Origin of the sequence: Pseudomonas phenolilytica (assembly GCF_021432765.1) — a bacterium.
Lineage (GTDB): Bacteria > Pseudomonadota > Gammaproteobacteria > Pseudomonadales > Pseudomonadaceae > Stutzerimonas > Stutzerimonas phenolilytica.
In genome coordinates, this window is the sequence record NZ_CP058908.1 from 431,793 (window position 1) to 448,954 (window position 17,162).

16 protein-coding genes and 1 pseudogene are annotated in these 17,162 nt (G+C 65.9%); 7 read left to right on the forward strand and 10 right to left on the reverse strand.

The window, feature by feature from the left end; all coding sequences use genetic code 11:
- The first annotated feature begins 21 nt into the window (after positions 1–21).
- A complete protein-coding gene (locus HU825_RS02140; protein WP_234302810.1) occupies positions 22–942 on the forward strand; it encodes a histone deacetylase family protein in 921 nt (306 codons plus the stop codon).
- Between the two features lie 41 nt (positions 943–983).
- On the opposite strand, the gene HU825_RS02145 is transcribed toward HU825_RS02140, so the two are convergent.
- On the reverse strand, positions 984–1,874 hold the full coding sequence (locus HU825_RS02145; RefSeq protein ID WP_234302811.1) for a PA4780 family RIO1-like protein kinase: 891 nt from the start codon (positions 1,872–1,874) through the stop codon (positions 984–986).
- Positions 1,875–2,031: 157 nt separating this feature from the next.
- Here HU825_RS02145 and ada point away from each other — a divergent pair, with 157 nt between their 5' ends.
- From ada to HU825_RS02160, 3 genes are read left to right on the forward strand one after another with little or no spacing between them, the layout of a single operon-like run.
- A complete protein-coding gene (gene ada / locus HU825_RS02150) occupies positions 2,032–3,072 on the forward strand; it encodes a bifunctional DNA-binding transcriptional regulator/O6-methylguanine-DNA methyltransferase Ada (RefSeq protein ID WP_234302812.1) in 1,041 nt (346 codons plus the stop codon).
- 60 nt (positions 3,073–3,132) lie between these two features.
- Positions 3,133–3,375, forward strand: a complete 243-nt coding sequence (locus HU825_RS02155) for a hypothetical protein (protein WP_008569756.1) — start codon at positions 3,133–3,135, stop codon at positions 3,373–3,375.
- Between the two features lie 8 nt (positions 3,376–3,383).
- Positions 3,384–4,214 (forward strand): TatD family hydrolase, encoded by an 831-nt coding sequence (locus HU825_RS02160; protein ID WP_077682092.1) that lies wholly within the window; start codon positions 3,384–3,386, stop codon positions 4,212–4,214.
- A 7-nt stretch (positions 4,215–4,221) separates the two neighbouring features.
- Here HU825_RS02160 and HU825_RS18820 read toward each other — a convergent pair whose 3' ends face one another.
- The 5 genes and pseudogenes from HU825_RS18820 to nfi all read right to left on the reverse strand — a co-directional run bounded on the left by HU825_RS18820 (position 4,222) and on the right by nfi (position 8,664).
- Positions 4,222–5,151 (reverse strand): methyl-accepting chemotaxis protein, encoded by a 930-nt coding sequence (locus HU825_RS18820; RefSeq protein WP_431978457.1) that lies wholly within the window; start codon positions 5,149–5,151, stop codon positions 4,222–4,224.
- Positions 5,140–6,219 (reverse strand): annotated as a pseudogene (locus HU825_RS18825) (methyl-accepting chemotaxis protein); the annotation flags it as partial. The pseudogene HU825_RS18825 and the gene HU825_RS18820, both read right to left, overlap by 12 nt.
- A gap of 253 nt (positions 6,220–6,472) precedes the next feature.
- Entirely contained in the window at positions 6,473–7,309 is an 837-nt protein-coding gene (gene ampE, locus HU825_RS02170; protein ID WP_234303364.1) for a regulatory signaling modulator protein AmpE, read from the reverse strand.
- 21 nt (positions 7,310–7,330) lie between these two features.
- Positions 7,331–7,882, reverse strand: a complete 552-nt coding sequence (gene ampD, locus HU825_RS02175; protein ID WP_043299162.1) for a 1,6-anhydro-N-acetylmuramyl-L-alanine amidase AmpD — start codon at positions 7,880–7,882, stop codon at positions 7,331–7,333.
- A 68-nt stretch (positions 7,883–7,950) separates the two neighbouring features.
- Positions 7,951–8,664, reverse strand: a complete 714-nt coding sequence (gene nfi / locus HU825_RS02180) for a deoxyribonuclease V (RefSeq protein ID WP_102828255.1) — start codon at positions 8,662–8,664, stop codon at positions 7,951–7,953.
- 148 nt (positions 8,665–8,812) lie between these two features.
- On the opposite strand from nfi, the gene HU825_RS02185 reads away from it, so the two are divergent.
- On the forward strand, positions 8,813–9,802 hold the full coding sequence (locus HU825_RS02185) for a GlxA family transcriptional regulator (protein WP_077682094.1): 990 nt from the start codon (positions 8,813–8,815) through the stop codon (positions 9,800–9,802).
- A 54-nt stretch (positions 9,803–9,856) separates the two neighbouring features.
- Here HU825_RS02185 and zapE read toward each other — a convergent pair whose 3' ends face one another.
- The 3 genes from zapE to HU825_RS02200 form a co-directional block, all read right to left on the reverse strand.
- A complete protein-coding gene (gene zapE / locus HU825_RS02190; RefSeq protein WP_138300445.1) occupies positions 9,857–10,951 on the reverse strand; it encodes a cell division protein ZapE in 1,095 nt (364 codons plus the stop codon).
- Positions 10,952–11,092: 141 nt separating this feature from the next.
- Positions 11,093–12,451: a tryptophan--tRNA ligase gene (locus HU825_RS02195; protein ID WP_234302813.1), complete on the reverse strand. Its 1,359-nt coding sequence runs from the start codon at positions 12,449–12,451 to the stop codon at positions 11,093–11,095.
- Positions 12,452–12,519: 68 nt separating this feature from the next.
- The gene (locus tag HU825_RS02200) at positions 12,520–13,146 is read right to left on the reverse strand and encodes an alpha/beta hydrolase (RefSeq protein WP_043299168.1); all 627 of its coding nucleotides are present in this window, start codon (positions 13,144–13,146) and stop codon (positions 12,520–12,522) included.
- 140 nt (positions 13,147–13,286) lie between these two features.
- On the opposite strand from HU825_RS02200, the gene HU825_RS02205 reads away from it, so the two are divergent.
- Positions 13,287–13,718, forward strand: coding sequence for a Z-ring associated ZapG family protein (locus tag HU825_RS02205; protein ID WP_008569745.1), 432 nt, complete (start codon positions 13,287–13,289; stop codon positions 13,716–13,718).
- 44 nt (positions 13,719–13,762) lie between these two features.
- On the opposite strand, the gene nadC is transcribed toward HU825_RS02205, so the two are convergent.
- Positions 13,763–14,611, reverse strand: a complete 849-nt coding sequence (nadC, locus tag HU825_RS02210) for a carboxylating nicotinate-nucleotide diphosphorylase (RefSeq protein WP_234302814.1) — start codon at positions 14,609–14,611, stop codon at positions 13,763–13,765.
- A 286-nt stretch (positions 14,612–14,897) separates the two neighbouring features.
- Here nadC and HU825_RS02215 point away from each other — a divergent pair, with 286 nt between their 5' ends.
- A complete protein-coding gene (locus HU825_RS02215) occupies positions 14,898–17,153 on the forward strand; it encodes a DUF1631 domain-containing protein (protein WP_234303365.1) in 2,256 nt (751 codons plus the stop codon).
- Positions 17,154–17,162 lie beyond the last annotated feature (9 nt).

Below are 17,162 nucleotides of genomic sequence, written 5' to 3' on the forward strand. Positions count from 1 at the left end.
CGCCGCCCGATTGCATCGTCCATGTCGCTCCCGCTGGTCTTTCACGACGACTACAGCCCGCCGCTGCCACCCGGGCATCGCTTCCCGATGGAAAAGTTTCGCCTGCTGCGCGATCACCTGGTCGACAGCGGCCTGACCACCGACGCTGCGCTGCGGCGCCCGATGCTGTGCCGCCATGACGTGCTCAACCTCGCCCACGACGCCGATTACGTCGCGCGCTACTGCAGCGGCGACATGAGCCCGGCGGAGCTGCGCCGGCTCGGCCTGCCATGGAGCCCGGCTCTGGCGCAGCGCACCGTGCGCGCCGTGGGCGGTTCGCTGCTCACCGCCGAGCTGGCGCTGCAGCATGGACTGGCCTGTCATCTGGCCGGCGGCACCCACCACGCACATCGCGACCATGCCTCGGGCTTCTGCATCTTCAACGATCTGGCGGTGGTGGCGCTCTATCTGCTGGAAAGCGGGCGAGTCGGCCGCGTGCTGATCTTCGACTGCGACGTGCATCAGGGCGACGGCACGGCACGCATCCTCGACGGCGTGGCGGACGCGGTGACGGTGTCGTTGCACTGCGAGAAGAACTTCCCGGTGCGCAAGGCCACCAGCGACTGGGACATTCCGCTGGCGCCGGGCCTGGGCGATGCGGAATACCTGCGGATCGTGGACGACACGCTGAACTACCTGCTGCCGCTGTATCAGCCGGACCTGGTGCTGTACGACGCCGGCGTCGACGTGCACCGTGACGATGCCCTCGGCCTGCTCGCGCTCAGCGATGCCGGGCTAGCCGCGCGCGACAGTGCGGTACTCGAGCATTGCCTCGGTCGCGACATCCCGGTGGCTGGGCTGATCGGTGGCGGCTACGACAAGGACCGCGCCCGGCTCGCCCGCCGCCACGCGCAGCTGCACATCAGTGCAGCGCAAGCCTGGCGGCAGTTCGGTCTGGAATGAAACCGCGCCGGTAAAGACCGGCGCGCTGCAAGAGATCGCTGCTACTGGCGCAGCCACGGCGGAGACGGCGGCTCGTCGCTTGGCGCATCGTCGGCGTTGCGCAGCGCTTCGCGGCGCGCCTGCTCGGCCAGGGTGGCCTTGATCTCGCGCATCACCGCATCCAGATCGGCGGCGTCTTCCGGCTCGGCGAACTCGCCGGTCAGCTCGCTCTCCGGCGTCAGCTTGCCCTGCTCGTAGAGCGCCCACATCTCCTTGGCGTAGCGGGTGAATTTCAGCTCCGGCGCGAAACGCCCGAAGTAGGCCGCCATGTTGCCGACATCGCGCTCAAGCATCTCGAAGGCGTGGTTGTTGCCGGCCGCGTCCACCGCCTGCGGCAGGTCGATGATCACCGGGCCGTGCTCATCGAGCAGCACGTTGAACTCCGACAAGTCGCCATGCACCAGCCCGGCGCAGAGCATCTTGACGATCTCGTGGATCATGAAGGCGTGAAACTCGCGGGCATCGTCCGGGTGCAGCTCGACGTCATTGAGACGCGGCGCGGCATCGCCATCCTCGCCGGCGATCATTTCCATCAGCAGCACGCCGTCGAGAAAGTCATACGGCTTGGGCACCCGCACGCCGGCGTCGGCCAGACGGAACAGCGCGGCCACCTCGGCGTTCTGCCAATTCTCTTCCTTCTCCTTGCGGCCGTGCTTGGAACCCTTGGCCATGGCGCGCGCATCGCGGCTGCTGCGTACCTTGCGGCCTTCCTGATACTTCACGGCCTGGCGGAAGCTGCGCTTGTTGGCTTCCTTGTAGACCTTGGCGCAGCGCAGTTCATCGCCACAGCGCACCACATATACCGCTGCTTCCTTGCCGCTCATCAGCGGCCGCAGCACCTCGTCGATCAGGCCATCCTCGATCAGCGGTTCGAGTCGTTTAGGCGTTTTCATCAGCGGCTTGCAGGTCCTTCTCGGTGAATGCGGGGCTGCAGGTTACGGTAAACCCCGGCGGGCTTCCATGCTCGCCCGGCAGTTTGAAAGCGCGCTGCGGATTGGCGCTCGCACAGCGAAGGCGGACAATCCCCCCAACTCTCATCGGAGCACCGCCATGCTCGACCATGACCGCTGCTGGGAAGCGCTCTGCGCGCGCGACGCCCGCTGTGACGGCGAGTTCGTCTTCGCCGTACGCTCGACCGGCATCTACTGCCGCCCCAGCTGTCCGGCGCGGCGACCGCGACGCGATCGCGTGCAGTTCTTCGGCACCGCCGAGCAGGCCGAATCCGCCGGCTTCCGCCCGTGCCGGCGCTGCTGGCCGCAGGCGCAAAGCCCGGCCGAGCAGCTCGACACGCTGGTGGCAGCCGCCTGCCGCCTGCTGGACGAAGCGCCTGAGCCGCTGACGCTCGCCCAGCTGGCGGCGCGCATCGGCCTGTCGTCCTCGCACCTGGCGCGTGCGTTCAAGGCACGCACCGGCCTCACGCCCCGCGCCTGGGCCGCCGCGCGCCGGCGCGAGCGCCTGCAGGCACAGCTGCCCGTCGCCGATAACGTGCTCGATGCGGCGCTGGCCGCCGGCTACCCGAGCACCCGCGCGCTGTATGCCGAAGCGCAGGCGCTCAGCCCGGCACAGCGCCTGCGCAAGGGAGCCGGCGAGACCTTGCGCTACGCCATCGCCCCTTGCCCGCTGGGCCTGCTGCTGCTCGCCGCGAGCGAGCGCGGCGTCTGCGCGCTGCTGTTCGGCGACGACGAGCCGGCGCTGGAACAGGAGCTGCGCGAACGTTTCGCCGCCGCTCGCCTGCAGCGCGATCAGGCCGGTCTAGGCGACTGGCTGCAGGCCGTGGTCGGCCAGCTCGAAGAACCGGCGCGCGCGGCGAAGCTGCCGCTGGATCTGCGCGGCAGTGCCTTCCAGCAGCGGGTCTGGCAGGCCTTGCAGGCCATTCCGCCGGGGCAGACGCGGCGCTATGGAGAACTCGCCCACGCACTCGACAGTCATGCCCGCGCCGTCGCCCGCGCCTGCGCGAGTAATCCGGTTGGCCTGCTGGTGCCCTGTCATCGTGTGGTCGGCGCACAGCAGGCGCTGACCGGCTACCGCTGGGGGCTGGCGCGCAAGGCCGCGCTGCTCGCCGGCGAAGCGCGGGAGAAGCCGGGAGACTGACGGCGTTTTTGCGGTCCGATGTTGTGTCGAGGCTTCTCGCCGCCGCACCGGACCCGCGCCATGACCGACCTTAAACGCTACCGCATCCATTACCGCATCAACGGCGCGCCCGCCTCGCTGCTGCTGAGTGCCTTCGAGGAACCGAGCCTGGAACAAGCCGAACTGGAAATCCTCCTAGCGCACGTACGCAACCCGCAGGCGGCGGTCGACGCGCCGTGGGAATCGCCGCTGCGCGCCAGTGAGCACAGCCGCATGGCCGAGCTGGGCGTCAGCGATATCCAGATCGAAGAAGAGTGCCGCTGAGCGTTAGCATGAGCGCCGAACCCGACTCCATCGAGCGCAGACCGTCCGTGCCACTGATCGACACCCACACCCATCTGGACTTCGAGGACTTCGACGCCGACCGCCAGGCCGTGCTGGCGCGCTGCGCGGCGCTCGGTGTCGAGCGCATCGTCGTGCTCGGCGTGCACGCGCAGAACTGGCAGCGCGTCTGGCAGCTGGCCGTCGAGCAGCCCGCCGTCTACGCCGCGCTCGGGCTGCATCCGGTGTATCAGCGGCAGCACCGCGACGAGCACCTCGCGGCGCTGGGCGAATGGCTGCAGCGCCTGCGCGGCGAAGCGAAACTGTGCGCCATCGGCGAGATCGGCCTGGACTACTACATCGACGCGCCGGACCACGAACGTCAGCAATACCTTCTCGAGCGCCAGCTCCAGCTGGCCAGCGACTTCGAACTGCCGGTGCTGCTGCACGTGCGCCGCGCCCATGCGGCGATGATCGCCACGCTCAAGCGCCATCGGCTGCGCCGCGGCGGCATCGTGCATGCCTTCAGCGGCAGCTGGGAGGAAGCGCGCGAATATCTGAAGCTGGGTTTCAGGCTGGGCCTCGGCGGCGCCGGTACCTGGCCACAGGCCCGGCGCATGCAGCGCGTGCTCGAACAGTTGCCGCTGCACGGCATCGTGCTGGAAACCGACGCGCCAGACATGCCTCCGGCGGGCCACGCCGGCGAGCGCAACAGCCCGGAGCTGCTGCCGGAAATCTGCCAGCGGCTGGCCGAACTCAAGGGCATCAGCGCCGCAGAACTCGCCGCCGCCAGCTATCGCAACAGCTACGAACTGTTCGGTTGGCCGCTCGGCGAGTCCTAGCGCCCCGCTAGACGCGGAAGGCGCCAATCAGCCGCTGCAACTGGCCCACCAGCTGAGTCAGTTCGCGGCTGGCCTGCTCGGTATGCCCGGCGCCCTCGGCGGTGCGCTTGCCGGCTTCGTTGATCGCCACGATGTTGCGGTCGATGTCGTGCGCCACGGCCGTCTGCTGCTCGGCCGCCGCGGCGATCTGCTGGCTCTGGTCGACGATGCTGCCGACCGCGCCGAGGATGTGCTCCAGCGCCTGCTCCACCTGCGCCGACTGGCTGACCGTGCCCTCAGCCAGCGCATGGCTGGCGTGCATGGTCTTCACCGCCGCGCCGACGCCGCCCTGCAGGCGCGCGATCATCTGCTCGATCTCCTCGGTGGACTGCTGCGTGCGCCGCGCCAGGTTGCGCACCTCGTCGGCGACCACGGCGAAGCCGCGGCCCTGCTCGCCGGCGCGCGCCGCCTCGATCGCGGCGTTGAGGGCGAGCAGGTTGGTCTGTTCGGCGATGCCCTTGATCACGTCGAGCACCTGGCTGATCGCCGCGCTGTCGTCGGCCAGGCGGTTGATAACCTGCACCGACTGCTCGATTTCCTCGGCCAGCCGCTGGATGCCGCTGACCTGCGCGCTGACCAGGCCACGACCGCTGACGGTTTCGGCGTTGACGTCCTGCGCACTGCCCACCGCCGCCTCGGCGCTGGTGGCCACCGCCTGGGCGGTGGCGGACATCTGGTTCATCGCCGTGGCGACCTGTTCGATCTGGCTGCGCTGCTCGGAGACCGTCTGGTTGCTCTCGCCGGAGACGTTCTCCACGCGCCCGGCCTGACGCTCGACTTCGCCGACCGTCAGGCCGACCCGCTCGATCAGCTCGCGAATCCGTGCCACACCGTCGTTGAACAGCTGGCCCAGCTCACCCAGCTCGTCGCGGCTCTGCACCGTGTAACGCGCGGTCATGTCGCCCTCGGCGACGCACTCCATGACCCGCCCGAGCCCCCGCAGCGAGGCCCGCGTCGAAACGTAGAAGCCGCCGTAGAGATAGGCCACCAGCAGCAGCACGACGCCCAGCGCGCTCAGCAGCAGGGTCATCAGCAGGCGCTTCTGCGCCAGCCGCTCGGCGAGGTCGCCTTCGAGCAGCTGCAGGATCCGGTCATTGAACTGGTAGGTCTTCGCCATCTCGGCGCCGATCCGGTCGTAGAACTGCGCCCAGGGGCGATCGAAGGCGTCGGCCATGATCACCTCGTCCTGCAGGATCTCGCTGGCAAGCCCCAGCGAATCGCGACTGGCACTGGCGTACTGGTCGAGCTGCGCGCGGGCCTCGGCGCTGCCGGCGAGGCTGTCCTGAAGCTGCGCGGCGTACTGCGCCTGCAGCCGCTCCAGCTCGAGCACCAGATTATCCAGCGTGTTGCTGGCATCGGAGTTCAGGTAGCCCTGGCCGAAAGTGTAGGAGCCCACCGCGCGCCCCTGCCCGAGCGTCGCGGTGATGGTCGGCGTCACGCTGGTCAGCAGTTCGGCCAGCTGGCGCACTTCGCGCTGGGCGTCCTGGCTGAGGCCGGACTGCCCGGCGATCAGCCGGATCATCACCTGCACGCGCCCCAGCAGGCTCGCCGCCATCGCGGCCTTGGACTGCAGCGACTGCTCCGCCTGCGCGCGGCCTAGCGCCGTGTTCAGCTCATCGCGGCGGGCGCTGAATTCGGCGATCTGCTCGGGATCGTCGCTCACCGGTTGCAGCGCCTGCAGGCGCGCCGACAGCTGGGATTCGACCTGGCCGCGACGCTCGTCGAGTACCGCGGCATTGCCGGTCTGGCCGATGATCGCCTCGATCTGCACCAGGTCGTGCCAGTCCTCCACGTCGCGCCGCAGCTGCAGCGCGGAGCCGAGCAGCGCAAGGCTCTGCAGTTCGTTGCGGGTACCGACGAACTCCCGGTACGAATCACGCACCAGGTAGAAGTTGGTCAGCAGCATGGGGACGAAGAACAACAGGCTGACAAGACTGAACTTCATGCCGAAGCTCAGCCGGTTCATGAACGCGACTGCGGGATACAACAGAGTTTTCACACGACGTCTCCCAATCTTATTGGTATGTGCTTGCGGCTGTTGCAGCCGCAGCGGGGCTCGTCAGAGAGAAGTAGCGGATCGAGTTATACGGGATATCGGTAGGCGCTTTTGTAACTTAAGGTAATGGCCTTATGGCATCGCAGCGCTGCTAGCCCGCGATGCAGCGGCCCGCGGGTATCCGCGGGCGGTTATGGCGCATCATTCAGCCAGGCGGGGTGGTTCAAGCGAGCAGCGTCCACAGCGCGAGCGCCGCGTACCAGAGCACGCGCGCGCGCACCAGCAGCGCGCCGAGGGCGTCGAGCCGGGCGACCCCCGCCTCACCGGCAATCTGCGGCTCGAGGTCGGCCGCCTGTGGGCCGACCTCGGCGAGCAGCTGGCGCGCCGGCATGTCCCAGTCGAGCAGCCGATGCAACAGCGCACGGTTGAGCGCGACGAAATTGCCGACCAGGGCGAAGCTGGCCAGCAACACCCGTACCGCCAGCCAGTCGAAGGCGTGACGCACCTGCGCGGCGCGTTCGCGCAGCGGCTCCAGCTGGGTGTGCTCGACGGTCAGCGCCAGCAGCCGATAGGCCAGTGCCGCCATCGGTCCGAGCAGCACATACCAGAAGATCACCGCAAAAAACCCCTCGTAGCTGCGCCACAGCAGCAGGCCCTGCGCCGCCTGCAGCAGGCTCGCCGGTTGCGCCTCGCGCAGCTTCAGATCGCGCTCGGCCACCAGCGCCGCGGCCTCCTCGTCGCCACGCCGCCAGGCATCGCGGAACGGCCCGAGCTCGCGCTTCACCGCACCGCGTCCGAGGCTGTACAGCACCACCAGCACATGCAGCGGCAGGCTCAGCCAGCCGTAGGCCAGCGGTTCGAGCAGCCACAGCACGCCGCCCAGCAGCAGTACCGGCAGCAGCACCAGCAGGGCGAGTGCCAGCCAGGGCGACGCGGCCTGCGGTGGCCGCGCCTCGAGCCGACGCAGCTGGGTGAGCCAGGCGCCATCGTGCTGCAGCCGATGCCGCCAATCCGAGAATTTCTCGATCAGCAGCACCAGCAGAATCACCAGAAAACTCATCGTCACGTCTTCGCTTCCTCGTTAACAGGTGATGGCGGCGGCACGCAGCCGCAGCCAGTCGAATGCGGGACCGGGATCGGTCTTGCGTCCCGGTGCGATGTCGCTGTGGCCGCAGATCCGTTCGCCGGTGATCGCCGGATAGGCCCGCTGCAGCAGCCGGCACAGCTCGATCAGCGCAACGTACTGCGCCTCGCTGTACGGCTGACAATCGGTACCCTCCAGCTCGATACCGAGGGAAAAATCGTTGCAGCCCTCGCGCTCGCCGAAGCGCGACACCCCGGCGTGCCAGGCGCGATCGAGGCAGGAGACGAATTGGGTGATCGTGCCGTCGCGCTCGATGAGGAAATGCGCCGACACACGCAGCTCGGCGATCTCGGCGAAGAACGGATGCTCGCCGCACGGCAGGCAGTTCTGGAAAAACTGCTGGACACGGCCGGTGCCGAACTGGCCGGGCGGCAGGCTGATGTTGTGAATGACCAGCAGCGAGATCTCGCCGTCCGGGCGCTCGTTGAAGTTCGGCGATGGGCAATGGCGAACGCCCTCGCACCAGCCGGTCGCGCGATCCAGATACATGGGGTGACCTTGGTTGACGGCAGGCTGGCAGGCTAGCCGCAGCGGCCCCGCCGCCGCAAGTCGGCCTGCTACCGTCGCAGCCGCGCAGCAGCCGCCTTCTCATCCCTGCGCGAGGCCAGCCGATCGGCCAACCGGGTGGGTTCGGGCAGCCGGTAGCGGGTGACATACTGCATCACCAGCCGCGGTGCACTGGCCAGGCTGACGCGGTTGCCGGGCGACACGATCAGCGGACGCACGCGCTCCTTGCTGCGCAGCACCGTACCCAGCACCTCGCCGGTCTTGCGATCGCGCAACGGCACCTGCGCGCCGCGCGCCTCGCCCAGCTCCTCGTGTTCGCCAGTGAGAATCTTCTTCGCCACGCCGATGGTCGGCAGCCCGGTCACCACGCCCAGATGCGCGGCGATCCCCAGCCGGCGTGGATGAGCGATGCCGTGGCCGTCGGAGAAGATCAGGTCGGGTACCGCCGGCAGCGCTTGCAGTGCCTGCAAGACTGCCGGCAGTTCGCGAAACGACAGCAGCCCAGGTATGTAGGGCATCGAGGTGGGAATGCGCGTCAGGCTCTGCGCGACCACCTCCAGCGTCTGCGCATCGAGCAGCACGACGGCCGCCCGGGTGATCTGTCCCTGCTCCTCGAAGCCCACGTCGACACCGGCGATTAGCCGTAGTGGCGGGAAGTCGTCCACCAGCCGCACCTGCGCCGCCAGCGTCTGCTGCAGCGCGCGCGCGGCGGCGGGCGTGCCATCCCAATCGGCGAACGGTTGCGACGGATAGGGGCTGCTCATCGTTTTCTCCTCGGTGAAAATCGTGCGCACGATCAGGCGACGGACGGCAATGGCGGCTGGACAGTCAGGGAAAAACAGACGACGCTTGCGCCGCACGACGGCAGTTTCATCCTACAGCCGGTTTACCACACAACAATCAGAAACGCCCATGAACTCGCCCGCCCTCAGTCGCATCAGCATCCTGGCCACCGAAGGGGTCTTCGCTTCGACCCTCATGCACGCCAAGGATTTCTTTCACATGGCCAGCCTGCGCCGCGGCCGGCAGCGCGGTGCGGACCTCGCGCCCGCCTTCGAAACCCGCCTGGTCAGCCCCGACGGCCAACCGGTGACCACTTTCAGCGGCACCACTATAGCCGTCGATGGCGCGCTGGAAGACGCCGACGTGGTGATCCTGCCCGCCTTCTGGGGCGACTTCGATGCACTCTGCGCGCGTTATCCGCAGGTGCTGACGTGGCTGCGGCATCGCCATGCGGCCGGCAGCACGATCTGTGGCGAGGCCACCGGGGCGTTCTGGATGGCTCAGGCCGGGCTGCTGGATCATCGCGAGGCGACGACCCACTGGCGCTTCGCCAGCGAGTTCGCCGAGCGTTTCCCGCAGGTACAGCTGAGCCCGGACAAGCACCTGACCGACAGCGATAACCTCTACTGTGCCGGCGGCACCACGTCGTCGTGCGATCTGTATCTGTACCTGGTCGAGCGCTTCTGCGGAGCTGCCGTCGCGCAAGGCATGGCGCGCGATGTGCTGTTCGAGGTGCAGCGCAGCTACCGGCCGGGGCGGCTCGGCTTCGGCGGCCAGAAGCTGCATCTTGACAGCCGCGTGCTGCAGATTCAGGAATGGCTGGAAGACCACTTCGCCGAGAAATTCCGCTTCGAGGACGTCGCGCTGCAGCACGGCATGAGCATCCGCAATTTCATGCGGCGATTCCAGGCCGCCACCGGCGACAAGCCGCTGCATTACCTGCAGCGCCTGCGCATCGAGACAGCCAAGAGCCTGCTGTCGACGACGCGCAAGAGCATCAAGACCATCAGTTATGAGGTGGGCTACGACGACGCCAGCTTCTTCGCCCGCCTGTTCCGCCAGCACACCGATGTGTCGCCGAACCAGTATCGGCAGCAGTATCGGCACAAGAGCAGCTGACGTCGGGAGGCTGTCCGAGCGGTCCGCCTCCCGCGCAAGGAACGCCCGTTCGCGTTAGGGCTTGTGCGGCCGCGCGAGGTATTCGTGCGACTGCATCTCCAGCAAACGGCTGAGGGTGCGCTGGAACTCGAACTCCAGACGTCCGCCGGCATACAGGTCCTTGAGTTCGACCTCGGCGGAAAGGATCAGCTTGACGTTACGGTCGTAGAACTCGTCGACCATGTTGATGAAGCGCCGCGCCATGTCGTCCTTGGCCACGTTCATCTGCTCGATGTTGGATACCAGCACCGCCTCGAAGATCTTGCCCAGCTCGATGTAGTCGTTCTGGCTACGCGGACCGTCGCACAGGGCACGGAACTCGAACCAGGCAACATCATTGGCTACCCGGCGCGCCATGATCTCGCGGTTCTCGATCAGCAACGCCTCGTTTTCCAGCACCGTACAGTTTTCCGTCAGCAAGCTGCGGAAGCTCTTTTCCAGGCTCAGCTCGGCCTCGGCATCCAGCGGGAAGTGATACAGCTCGGCCTGTTCCAGCGCGCGCAGGCGGTAGTCGATGCCGCTGTCGACGTTGACGATCTCGGTGTGCTTCTTCAACAGCTCGATGGCCGGCAGGAAGCGCGCGCGCTGCAAACCGTCCTTGTACAGGCCGTCCGGGACGATGTTGGAAGTCGCGACCAGACTCACACCGTTCTTGAACAGCTCGTCGAGCAGGGTCGCGAGGATCATCGCGTCGGTGATGTCGGAGACGAAGAACTCGTCGAAGCAGATCACTCTTGCCTCATCGGCAAAACGCTTGCCGATGATGGTCAGCGGGTTCTTCTCGCCCTTGAGCGTGCGCATTTCCTCGTGCACGCGCTTCATGAAGCGGTGGAAGTGCGTGCGCATCTTCTGCTTGAACGGCAGCGCATCGAAGAACGTATCGACCAGGTAGGTCTTGCCGCGACCCACGCCACCCCAAAAATAGATGCCCTTGATCGGCCCCTGCGGTTTCTTGCCGAAGAGCTTGCCGAACAATCCACTGCCGCCACGCTCGTCGGCTACCAGATCGTCGTACAGCCGCTGCAAATGGCGCACCGCGTTTTCCTGGGCGGCATCGTGGAAAAAGTCAGGACGTTGCAGGTCGGCCCGATAGCGCTCAAGAGGAGTCATGGCGGAGTCTGGGTAGTGAAACGGGGCCGACACTTTAGCGGCGCCCTCGGTCGTTGGCAATTTGCTCAGCTTGGTCAAACCTCTCGCCCTCCTCTATGGATCGGTCTCACAACGCACCGGCCGGACGCCGCGTGGTCCCGCTTACTCGGCCAGTGTCGCCAGCGCCGCGCGCACGCGCAGCATGGCTGCATCCATGGCCTCGGCGGTGTCGTAGCTGGGGCTATCGGCGATGCACTCGTCGTCCAGCCACAGGGTGAACTGGCTGCCTTCGTCCTCGCGCAGCTCCAGCGCATCCGGCCCACCGGCGATCAATCGCTGCGTCAACTGGCCGATCGCCTTCGGATTGCTCAGCGGCCGCGACAACAGCAGCTCCTCGCCATCGGCGGCGAAGAAGCGGAAGCGGAAGGCGCCGTCGGCCTCGCGAAAACTGGCGAAACGCGCGACCTTGCCGGCTTTTTTCTTCGCCGGTGCCGCGCTCTGCGTTTGGCTGGAGAAATTGCGCAGGCCTACTGCCTCGCGCAGCTCGCCGAGGAACGGCGTAGCGATCCGGCGCGCCTTGGCGGCGCCGGCCTGGAGAATTTCCTCGAGCTCGGCGGGCTTGGCGATCAGCTGACGATAGAGTTCGCGCGGCTCGCTCAGTTCATTGTCGAGCAGCTCGAACAGTCGCTGTTTGGCCTCGCCCCAAGCCAGACCGTCACTCAGCTCGGCCCTGAACGTGGCCAGTTGCGCCGGGGTGGCGAAGGCCTGGTAGAGCGTGAACAGGTGCGAGCTGTCCGGATCCTTCGGCTCGCCCGGCAGCTTGGAGTCGGTGACGATGCGCGCTACCGCAGCCTTCAGCTCCTTGGCGCTGCCGAACAGCGGGATGGTGTTGTCGTAGCTCTTGGACATCTTGCGTCCGTCAAGGCCCGGCAGCGTTGCCACGCTCTCTTCGATCACGGCCTCGGGCAGCGTGAACAGCTCGCGGCCCTGGCCAAACAGGTGGTTGAAGCGCTGGGCGATGTCACGCGCCATCTCGACATGCTGGATCTGGTCGCGACCGACCGGCACCTTGTGCGCGTTGAACATGAGGATGTCCGCCGCCATCAGCACCGGGTAGCTGTACAGCCCCATCGTCACGCCGGCGTCCGGGTCTTCGCCGTTCTCGACATTCTTGTCCACCGAAGCCTTGTAGGCGTGCGCGCGGTTGAGCAGACCTTTGGCGGTGACACAGGTGAGCAGCCAGGTCAGCTCGGGGATTTCCGGCACGTCGGACTGCCGGTAGAAGGTCACGCGCTCGGCGTCCAGACCGCAGGCCAGCCAGGTCGCGGCGATTTCCAGACGCGAGCATTGGATGCGCAGCGGGTCGTCGCACTTGATCAGCGCGTGGTAGTCCGCGAGGAAATAGAACGAGTCGGCCGAGGCCGCACGGCTGGCGATCACGGCCGGACGGATGGCGCCGGCGTAGTTGCCCAGGTGAGGCGTGCCGGTGGTGGTGATGCCGGTGAGAATTCGGGTCTTCATCGCGTTGATCTCGTATCGATGCGATGCAGGCACGGACAAGGACGTGCCTGCGCGTGGCGGGCGAAAAGCTACAGGCGGGGTGCCACCAGCTCCTTCAGCTCCACCAGCTTGGCGTGGAAAAAGTGGCCGCATTCTGCCACTTTCAGCAGCTCATGGGGGCGCGTAAGCGCGGCCGAATAGGCGTACACCGAGGCGGGGTCGATCACTTCGTCCTGCTCCGGCTGGATGATGGTCAGCGAGCCCTGCGCGGGCTGTGCCTGGCCGGCCAGGCGCGACACCGCTGGCGCCACCAGAAACAGCTTATCCGGCGCCCTGCCCTGTGCCTCGAGGCGTACAGCCAGAGCAGCTGCGACGAACCCACCGAAGGAAAACCCCAGCAGGCAGAGCGGCAGATCGGGACGCTGCGCCGCCAGCCAGCGCAATGCGGCTTCGGCGTCGTCCACCTCCCCTTCCTGCATGTCGTGCTCGCCGGCGCTGCCGCCGACCCCGCGATAGTTGAACCGCAGCGTGCTGTAGCCCTGGTCGCGCGCCGTACGCTGCAAGGTCGAGACAACCTTGTTCAGCATCGTGCCGCCCTTGACCGGGTTGGGATGGCAGATCAGCGCCAGCCCCCGGGCCTGCGGTTGATCGAAGTACAGGGCCTCGAGCGCACCGCATGGGCCGTCGAGAGAGAGGGGGGTTTCGCGTTTCAGCAAGGGAAGGAACTCCGTGACCTTGGGACGAGTCGACTCGTCTTGCTTTACCAGTTGCCGAATGCCGCGGGCTTGCCACGGTGTACAGCGCAGGTATGAGAAGTTAACGTAAGCACAGCCGTTTTACATAGAAGGAAGGACTCGTGGAACAGACCCTCGCGACCTGGTTGCTCCCGATCGTCGGCCTCATCGCCGGCATCGCCATTGGCTACCTGGTGGCTCGCAACAGCGCGCCCAACCGTACGCAACGCCAAGTGGACGACCTGCAGGAGCGTTTCGATACCTACCAGAGCGAAGTGGTTACCCACTTCAACACGACTGCTGCCCTGCTGCGCAAGCTCACCAGCAGCTACCAGGACATTCAGGACCACCTGAGCGAAGGCGCCGACCGCCTGGCACTCGACGAGCAGACCCGCGAACGCCTGCTCGCCGCGCTGCGCAATGATGACCATTCCAGCCCGCGCGAACGCCTGAGCTCGCCGGCGTTCACCGAACCACCGAAGGACTATGCGCCCAAGGACGACGACGCGCCCGGCACGCTGCACGAGAACTTTGGTTTCAAGCAGCGCCACTGAGGCGTTGGCGGGAGCACCATGGCGTTCCCGCACCCCTCCTTTTTTTACTGCCGCAGACGCATCGACAGATCCACCGCGCGCACGTGCTTGGTCAGCGCACCGATGGAGATGTAATCCACTCCAGTCTGCGCCACCGCAAGCAGCGTCTCCTCGCCGATACCGCCAGACGCCTCCAGCTTGGCGCGACCACGCGCCAGGTCGACCGCCGTGCGCATGTCGTCGAGACTCAGCTCGTCCAGCATGACGATATCGGCGCCAGCCTGCAGCGCCTGCTCCAGTTCGTCGAGACTTTCGACCTCGACCTCGACCGGCTTGCCCGGGGCAATACGATGCGCCGCCACGATCGCCTGAGCGATACTGCCGCAGGCAGCAATGTGGTTCTCCTTGATCAGGAACGCATCGTAGAGGCCGATACGATGGTTATGGCAGCCACCACAGGTCACCGCGTACTTCTGCGCAAGACGCAGGCCAGGCAGCGTCTTGCGGGTGTCGAGCAGTTTCACGCCGGTACCCTCGACCAGATCGGCATAGTGCCGGCAATTCGTCGCGACGCCGGATAACGTCTGTAGAAAATTCAACGCCGTGCGCTCGCCGGTCAACAGCGCGCGCGCCGGTCCTTCGAGATTAAACAGCACCTGATCGGCCTCGACTCGCTCGCCATCGGCCACTTGCCAGTGCACCGCGACCCGCGGATCAAGCTGGCGGAACACCGCATCGACCCATGCCACACCGCTGATTACCGCCGCTTCCCGGGTAATGACCGAGGCATGCGCGAGGCGCTCCGCCGGGATCAGCTGCGCGGTGATGTCGCCGCTACCGACATCTTCCGCAAGCGCCCGACGAACGGTGGCATCAATTTCAGCGGAAAGATCGGCAAGTGTCAGGTTAGGCATGGCAGACTCCACATGGTTTGATCCGAAGTATAAAGGCGGCCCGCAAAGTAGTGCGACCTCCGACATAGACCGCCTGCGCTGACCGTTCGGCAGAAACTCGCCGGGGATCTGTGACCTGGATCATGCCGGACAAAAATCCGGATTCGATTAGCCACAATGGTGGTCGATAATCGGCTTAATTATTCTGGCGCCACATAAATGACGCCATTCAGCTCCTTTTGTTACCCTTGACGCCCACGAAGCGTACGTGACCGCCCGACCGGCCGGCGACCACAGGAGAGTCTCGATGCGAACCGATGCCAAAGTGGTGCACCTGAACAAGGCCACCCCTGAGCTCAGACCAACGTCACCGGCCGCCAAGCTGCCGGTGGCGCTGATCAGCGTGCGCGACAAGGCCGCCCAGCAACTGCGTCAGGCGTTGCAAACGCTGTTCGACAATGCCGACGATTCGCTGTTCGAGATCGCCGATCGCGCCACCAGCAACACCGAACAAAGCGCGTTCTTCGAAGCCATGCGCGACCTGCGCATGAAGCGACGCACCATCGAGCGCAGCTTCCTGCATCAGCTGTTCGAAGCCTTCGCCACGCTCAACCAGTACGAGATCGGCAAGCCCCAGCCGCTGGAAGGTGTGTCCTTCGACAGCCTTAGCCTGGTGCAGAATGACGAACTGGAAGAGTCCGTTGCGATCGACACGATGGTGACCAAAGTGACCGGGCGCACCATTCCTGCGCTCGGCCACCTGACGACGCGCATGAACGCGCTGGTCAGCAGAAAGCTCGACGACAAGTCCAACCCGCTCGGCCCGAGCGCGATCTGCGACTACTTCCTCGCCGCCTGCAGCAGTCTCGGCGTGCCGATCAAGGTCAAGCTGATCATTCTCAAACTCTTCGAAAAGTACGTACTGACCGAACTGGATCAACTCTACACGGAAGCCAATCTAACGCTCGCAGCAGCCGGCATCCTGCCCGAACTGCAGTCGACCGCTCCACATCGCTCTCACCGGCCGAGCACTGGCGCCAGCACCAGCAGCTCCGCAAGCACGCATGCCAGCCAGACGAACATGCACGAGAGCGGCCAGCAGGAAGCCGTCTTCAGTGCACTGCTTGACCTGCTTTCCGAAGCTCGCAACAGCAGCGCACTGACCCCACGCAGCGCGCCCAGCGATGCAATCCCGATTTCCAGCAACGACCTGCTGCGCCTGCTATCGCACATGCAGGCGCGCGCACCGCAAACCGTTGACGAGCACAACCTGCAGGGACAGCTCGATCAGCTACTCCAGCGCGTGAGCGCCAAAAGCGGCAGATCGCGCGTGGTCGGCGAAGTCGACGAAGACGTGATCAATCTCGTGTCGATGTTGTTCGAGTTCATTCTCGACGACCGCAATTTGCCGGATTCGCTCAAGGCGCTGATTGGCCGCCTGCAGATACCGCTGCTCAAAGTAGCGGTACTGGACAAGACGTTCTTCAGCCGCGGCAGTCACCCGGCTCGCCGCCTGCTCAACGAGATCGCCTCGGCAGCTTTGGGCTGGAGCGACCAGGATGAAGCGCAGCGCGATAGTCTGTATCAGAAGATCGAGCAGATCGTGGCGCGCCTGCTGAACGATTTCACCGACGACCCGAGCATTTTCTCCGAGTTGCTGGCGGACTTCCTCGCCTTCATCGGCGACGAGCGCCGGCGCAGTGAACTGCTCGAGCAACGCACCCGCGATGCAGAGGAAGGACGCGCCAAGGCCGAGATCGCCCGCCAGGCCGTTGAACAGGCACTCAATCAGCGACTTCTCGGCAAGACCCTGCCTGAAGTGGTGGTACGCCTGCTACAGGAGGCCTGGAGCAAAGTCCTGCTGCTGATTTGCCTGAAACATGGCACGCAGTCGACGCAGTGGGACGATGCGCTGATGACGATGGATGAACTGATCTGGAGCGTGACGCCGCATGCCGACGAACAGTCGCGCGAGCAGCTCATGCAGCTGGTGCCTAACCTGCTCAAGTCCCTGCGCGAAGGTCTGACCAGCGCTGCATTCGATCCGTTCTCCACCGGAGAGTTCTTCACCCAGCTGGAGGCTCTGCACGTTCAGACGCTGCAACGTTTTGAGCAGCCTGTAACCGAAGCGGCCGTGAGCATGGACGCTGCCCAGCCCGCGACCCTACCGGAAACCACCACTCCGCCAACGCCTGTCATGGTTGAAGTGGTCGAGGAGATTCAGCTGCTGACGCCCGGCGAAAGTCGCGAGCGCCAGCCCGAGGCCTGCCTGCCCGAGCACGACGAGGCACTGAACCAGGTCGACAACCTGCGTGTGGGTAGCTGGGTGGAGTTCCAGGAAGATGAAGAGCACAAGCTGCGCTGCAAATTGGCTGCGGTGATCAAACCGACCGGCCGCTACATCTTCGTCAACCGCACCGGCATGAAGGTCCTGGAGAAAACCCGCATGGGCCTGGCCAGCGAGTTCCAGCGCGGCGCCATCCGCCTCCTCAACGACACGCTGCTGTTCGACCGCGCGCTGGAGTCCGTGATCGGCAACCTGCGCAAATTGAAGAACAACTGACCCTCCTCC

Excerpts from the sequence above, each read along its gene's own strand:
- HU825_RS02155 (WP_008569756.1), top strand. The coding sequence starts at position 3,133 with ATGACCGACCTTAAACGCTACCGCATCCATTACCGCATCAACGGCGCG.
- nadC (WP_234302814.1), bottom strand. The coding sequence starts at position 14,611 with ATGCCTAACCTGACACTTGCCGATCTTTCCGCTGAAATTGATGCCACC.
- HU825_RS02195 (WP_234302813.1), bottom strand. The coding sequence starts at position 12,451 with ATGAAGACCCGAATTCTCACCGGCATCACCACCACCGGCACGCCTCAC.
- HU825_RS02215 (WP_234303365.1), top strand. The coding sequence starts at position 14,898 with ATGCGAACCGATGCCAAAGTGGTGCACCTGAACAAGGCCACCCCTGAG.
- HU825_RS02145 (WP_234302811.1), bottom strand. The coding sequence starts at position 1,874 with ATGAAAACGCCTAAACGACTCGAACCGCTGATCGAGGATGGCCTGATC.
- nfi (WP_102828255.1), bottom strand. The coding sequence starts at position 8,664 with ATGAGCAGCCCCTATCCGTCGCAACCGTTCGCCGATTGGGATGGCACG.
- HU825_RS02140 (WP_234302810.1), top strand. The coding sequence starts at position 22 with ATGTCGCTCCCGCTGGTCTTTCACGACGACTACAGCCCGCCGCTGCCA.
- zapE (WP_138300445.1), bottom strand. The coding sequence starts at position 10,951 with ATGACTCCTCTTGAGCGCTATCGGGCCGACCTGCAACGTCCTGACTTT.
- HU825_RS18820 (WP_431978457.1), bottom strand. The coding sequence starts at position 5,151 with ATGACCGCGCGTTACACGGTGCAGAGCCGCGACGAGCTGGGTGAGCTG.
- HU825_RS02160 (WP_077682092.1), top strand. The coding sequence starts at position 3,384 with ATGAGCGCCGAACCCGACTCCATCGAGCGCAGACCGTCCGTGCCACTG.
- ada (WP_234302812.1), top strand. The coding sequence starts at position 2,032 with ATGCTCGACCATGACCGCTGCTGGGAAGCGCTCTGCGCGCGCGACGCC.
- ampD (WP_043299162.1), bottom strand. The coding sequence starts at position 7,882 with ATGTATCTGGATCGCGCGACCGGCTGGTGCGAGGGCGTTCGCCATTGC.
- HU825_RS02185 (WP_077682094.1), top strand. The coding sequence starts at position 8,813 with ATGAACTCGCCCGCCCTCAGTCGCATCAGCATCCTGGCCACCGAAGGG.
- ampE (WP_234303364.1), bottom strand. The coding sequence starts at position 7,309 with ATGAGTTTTCTGGTGATTCTGCTGGTGCTGCTGATCGAGAAATTCTCG.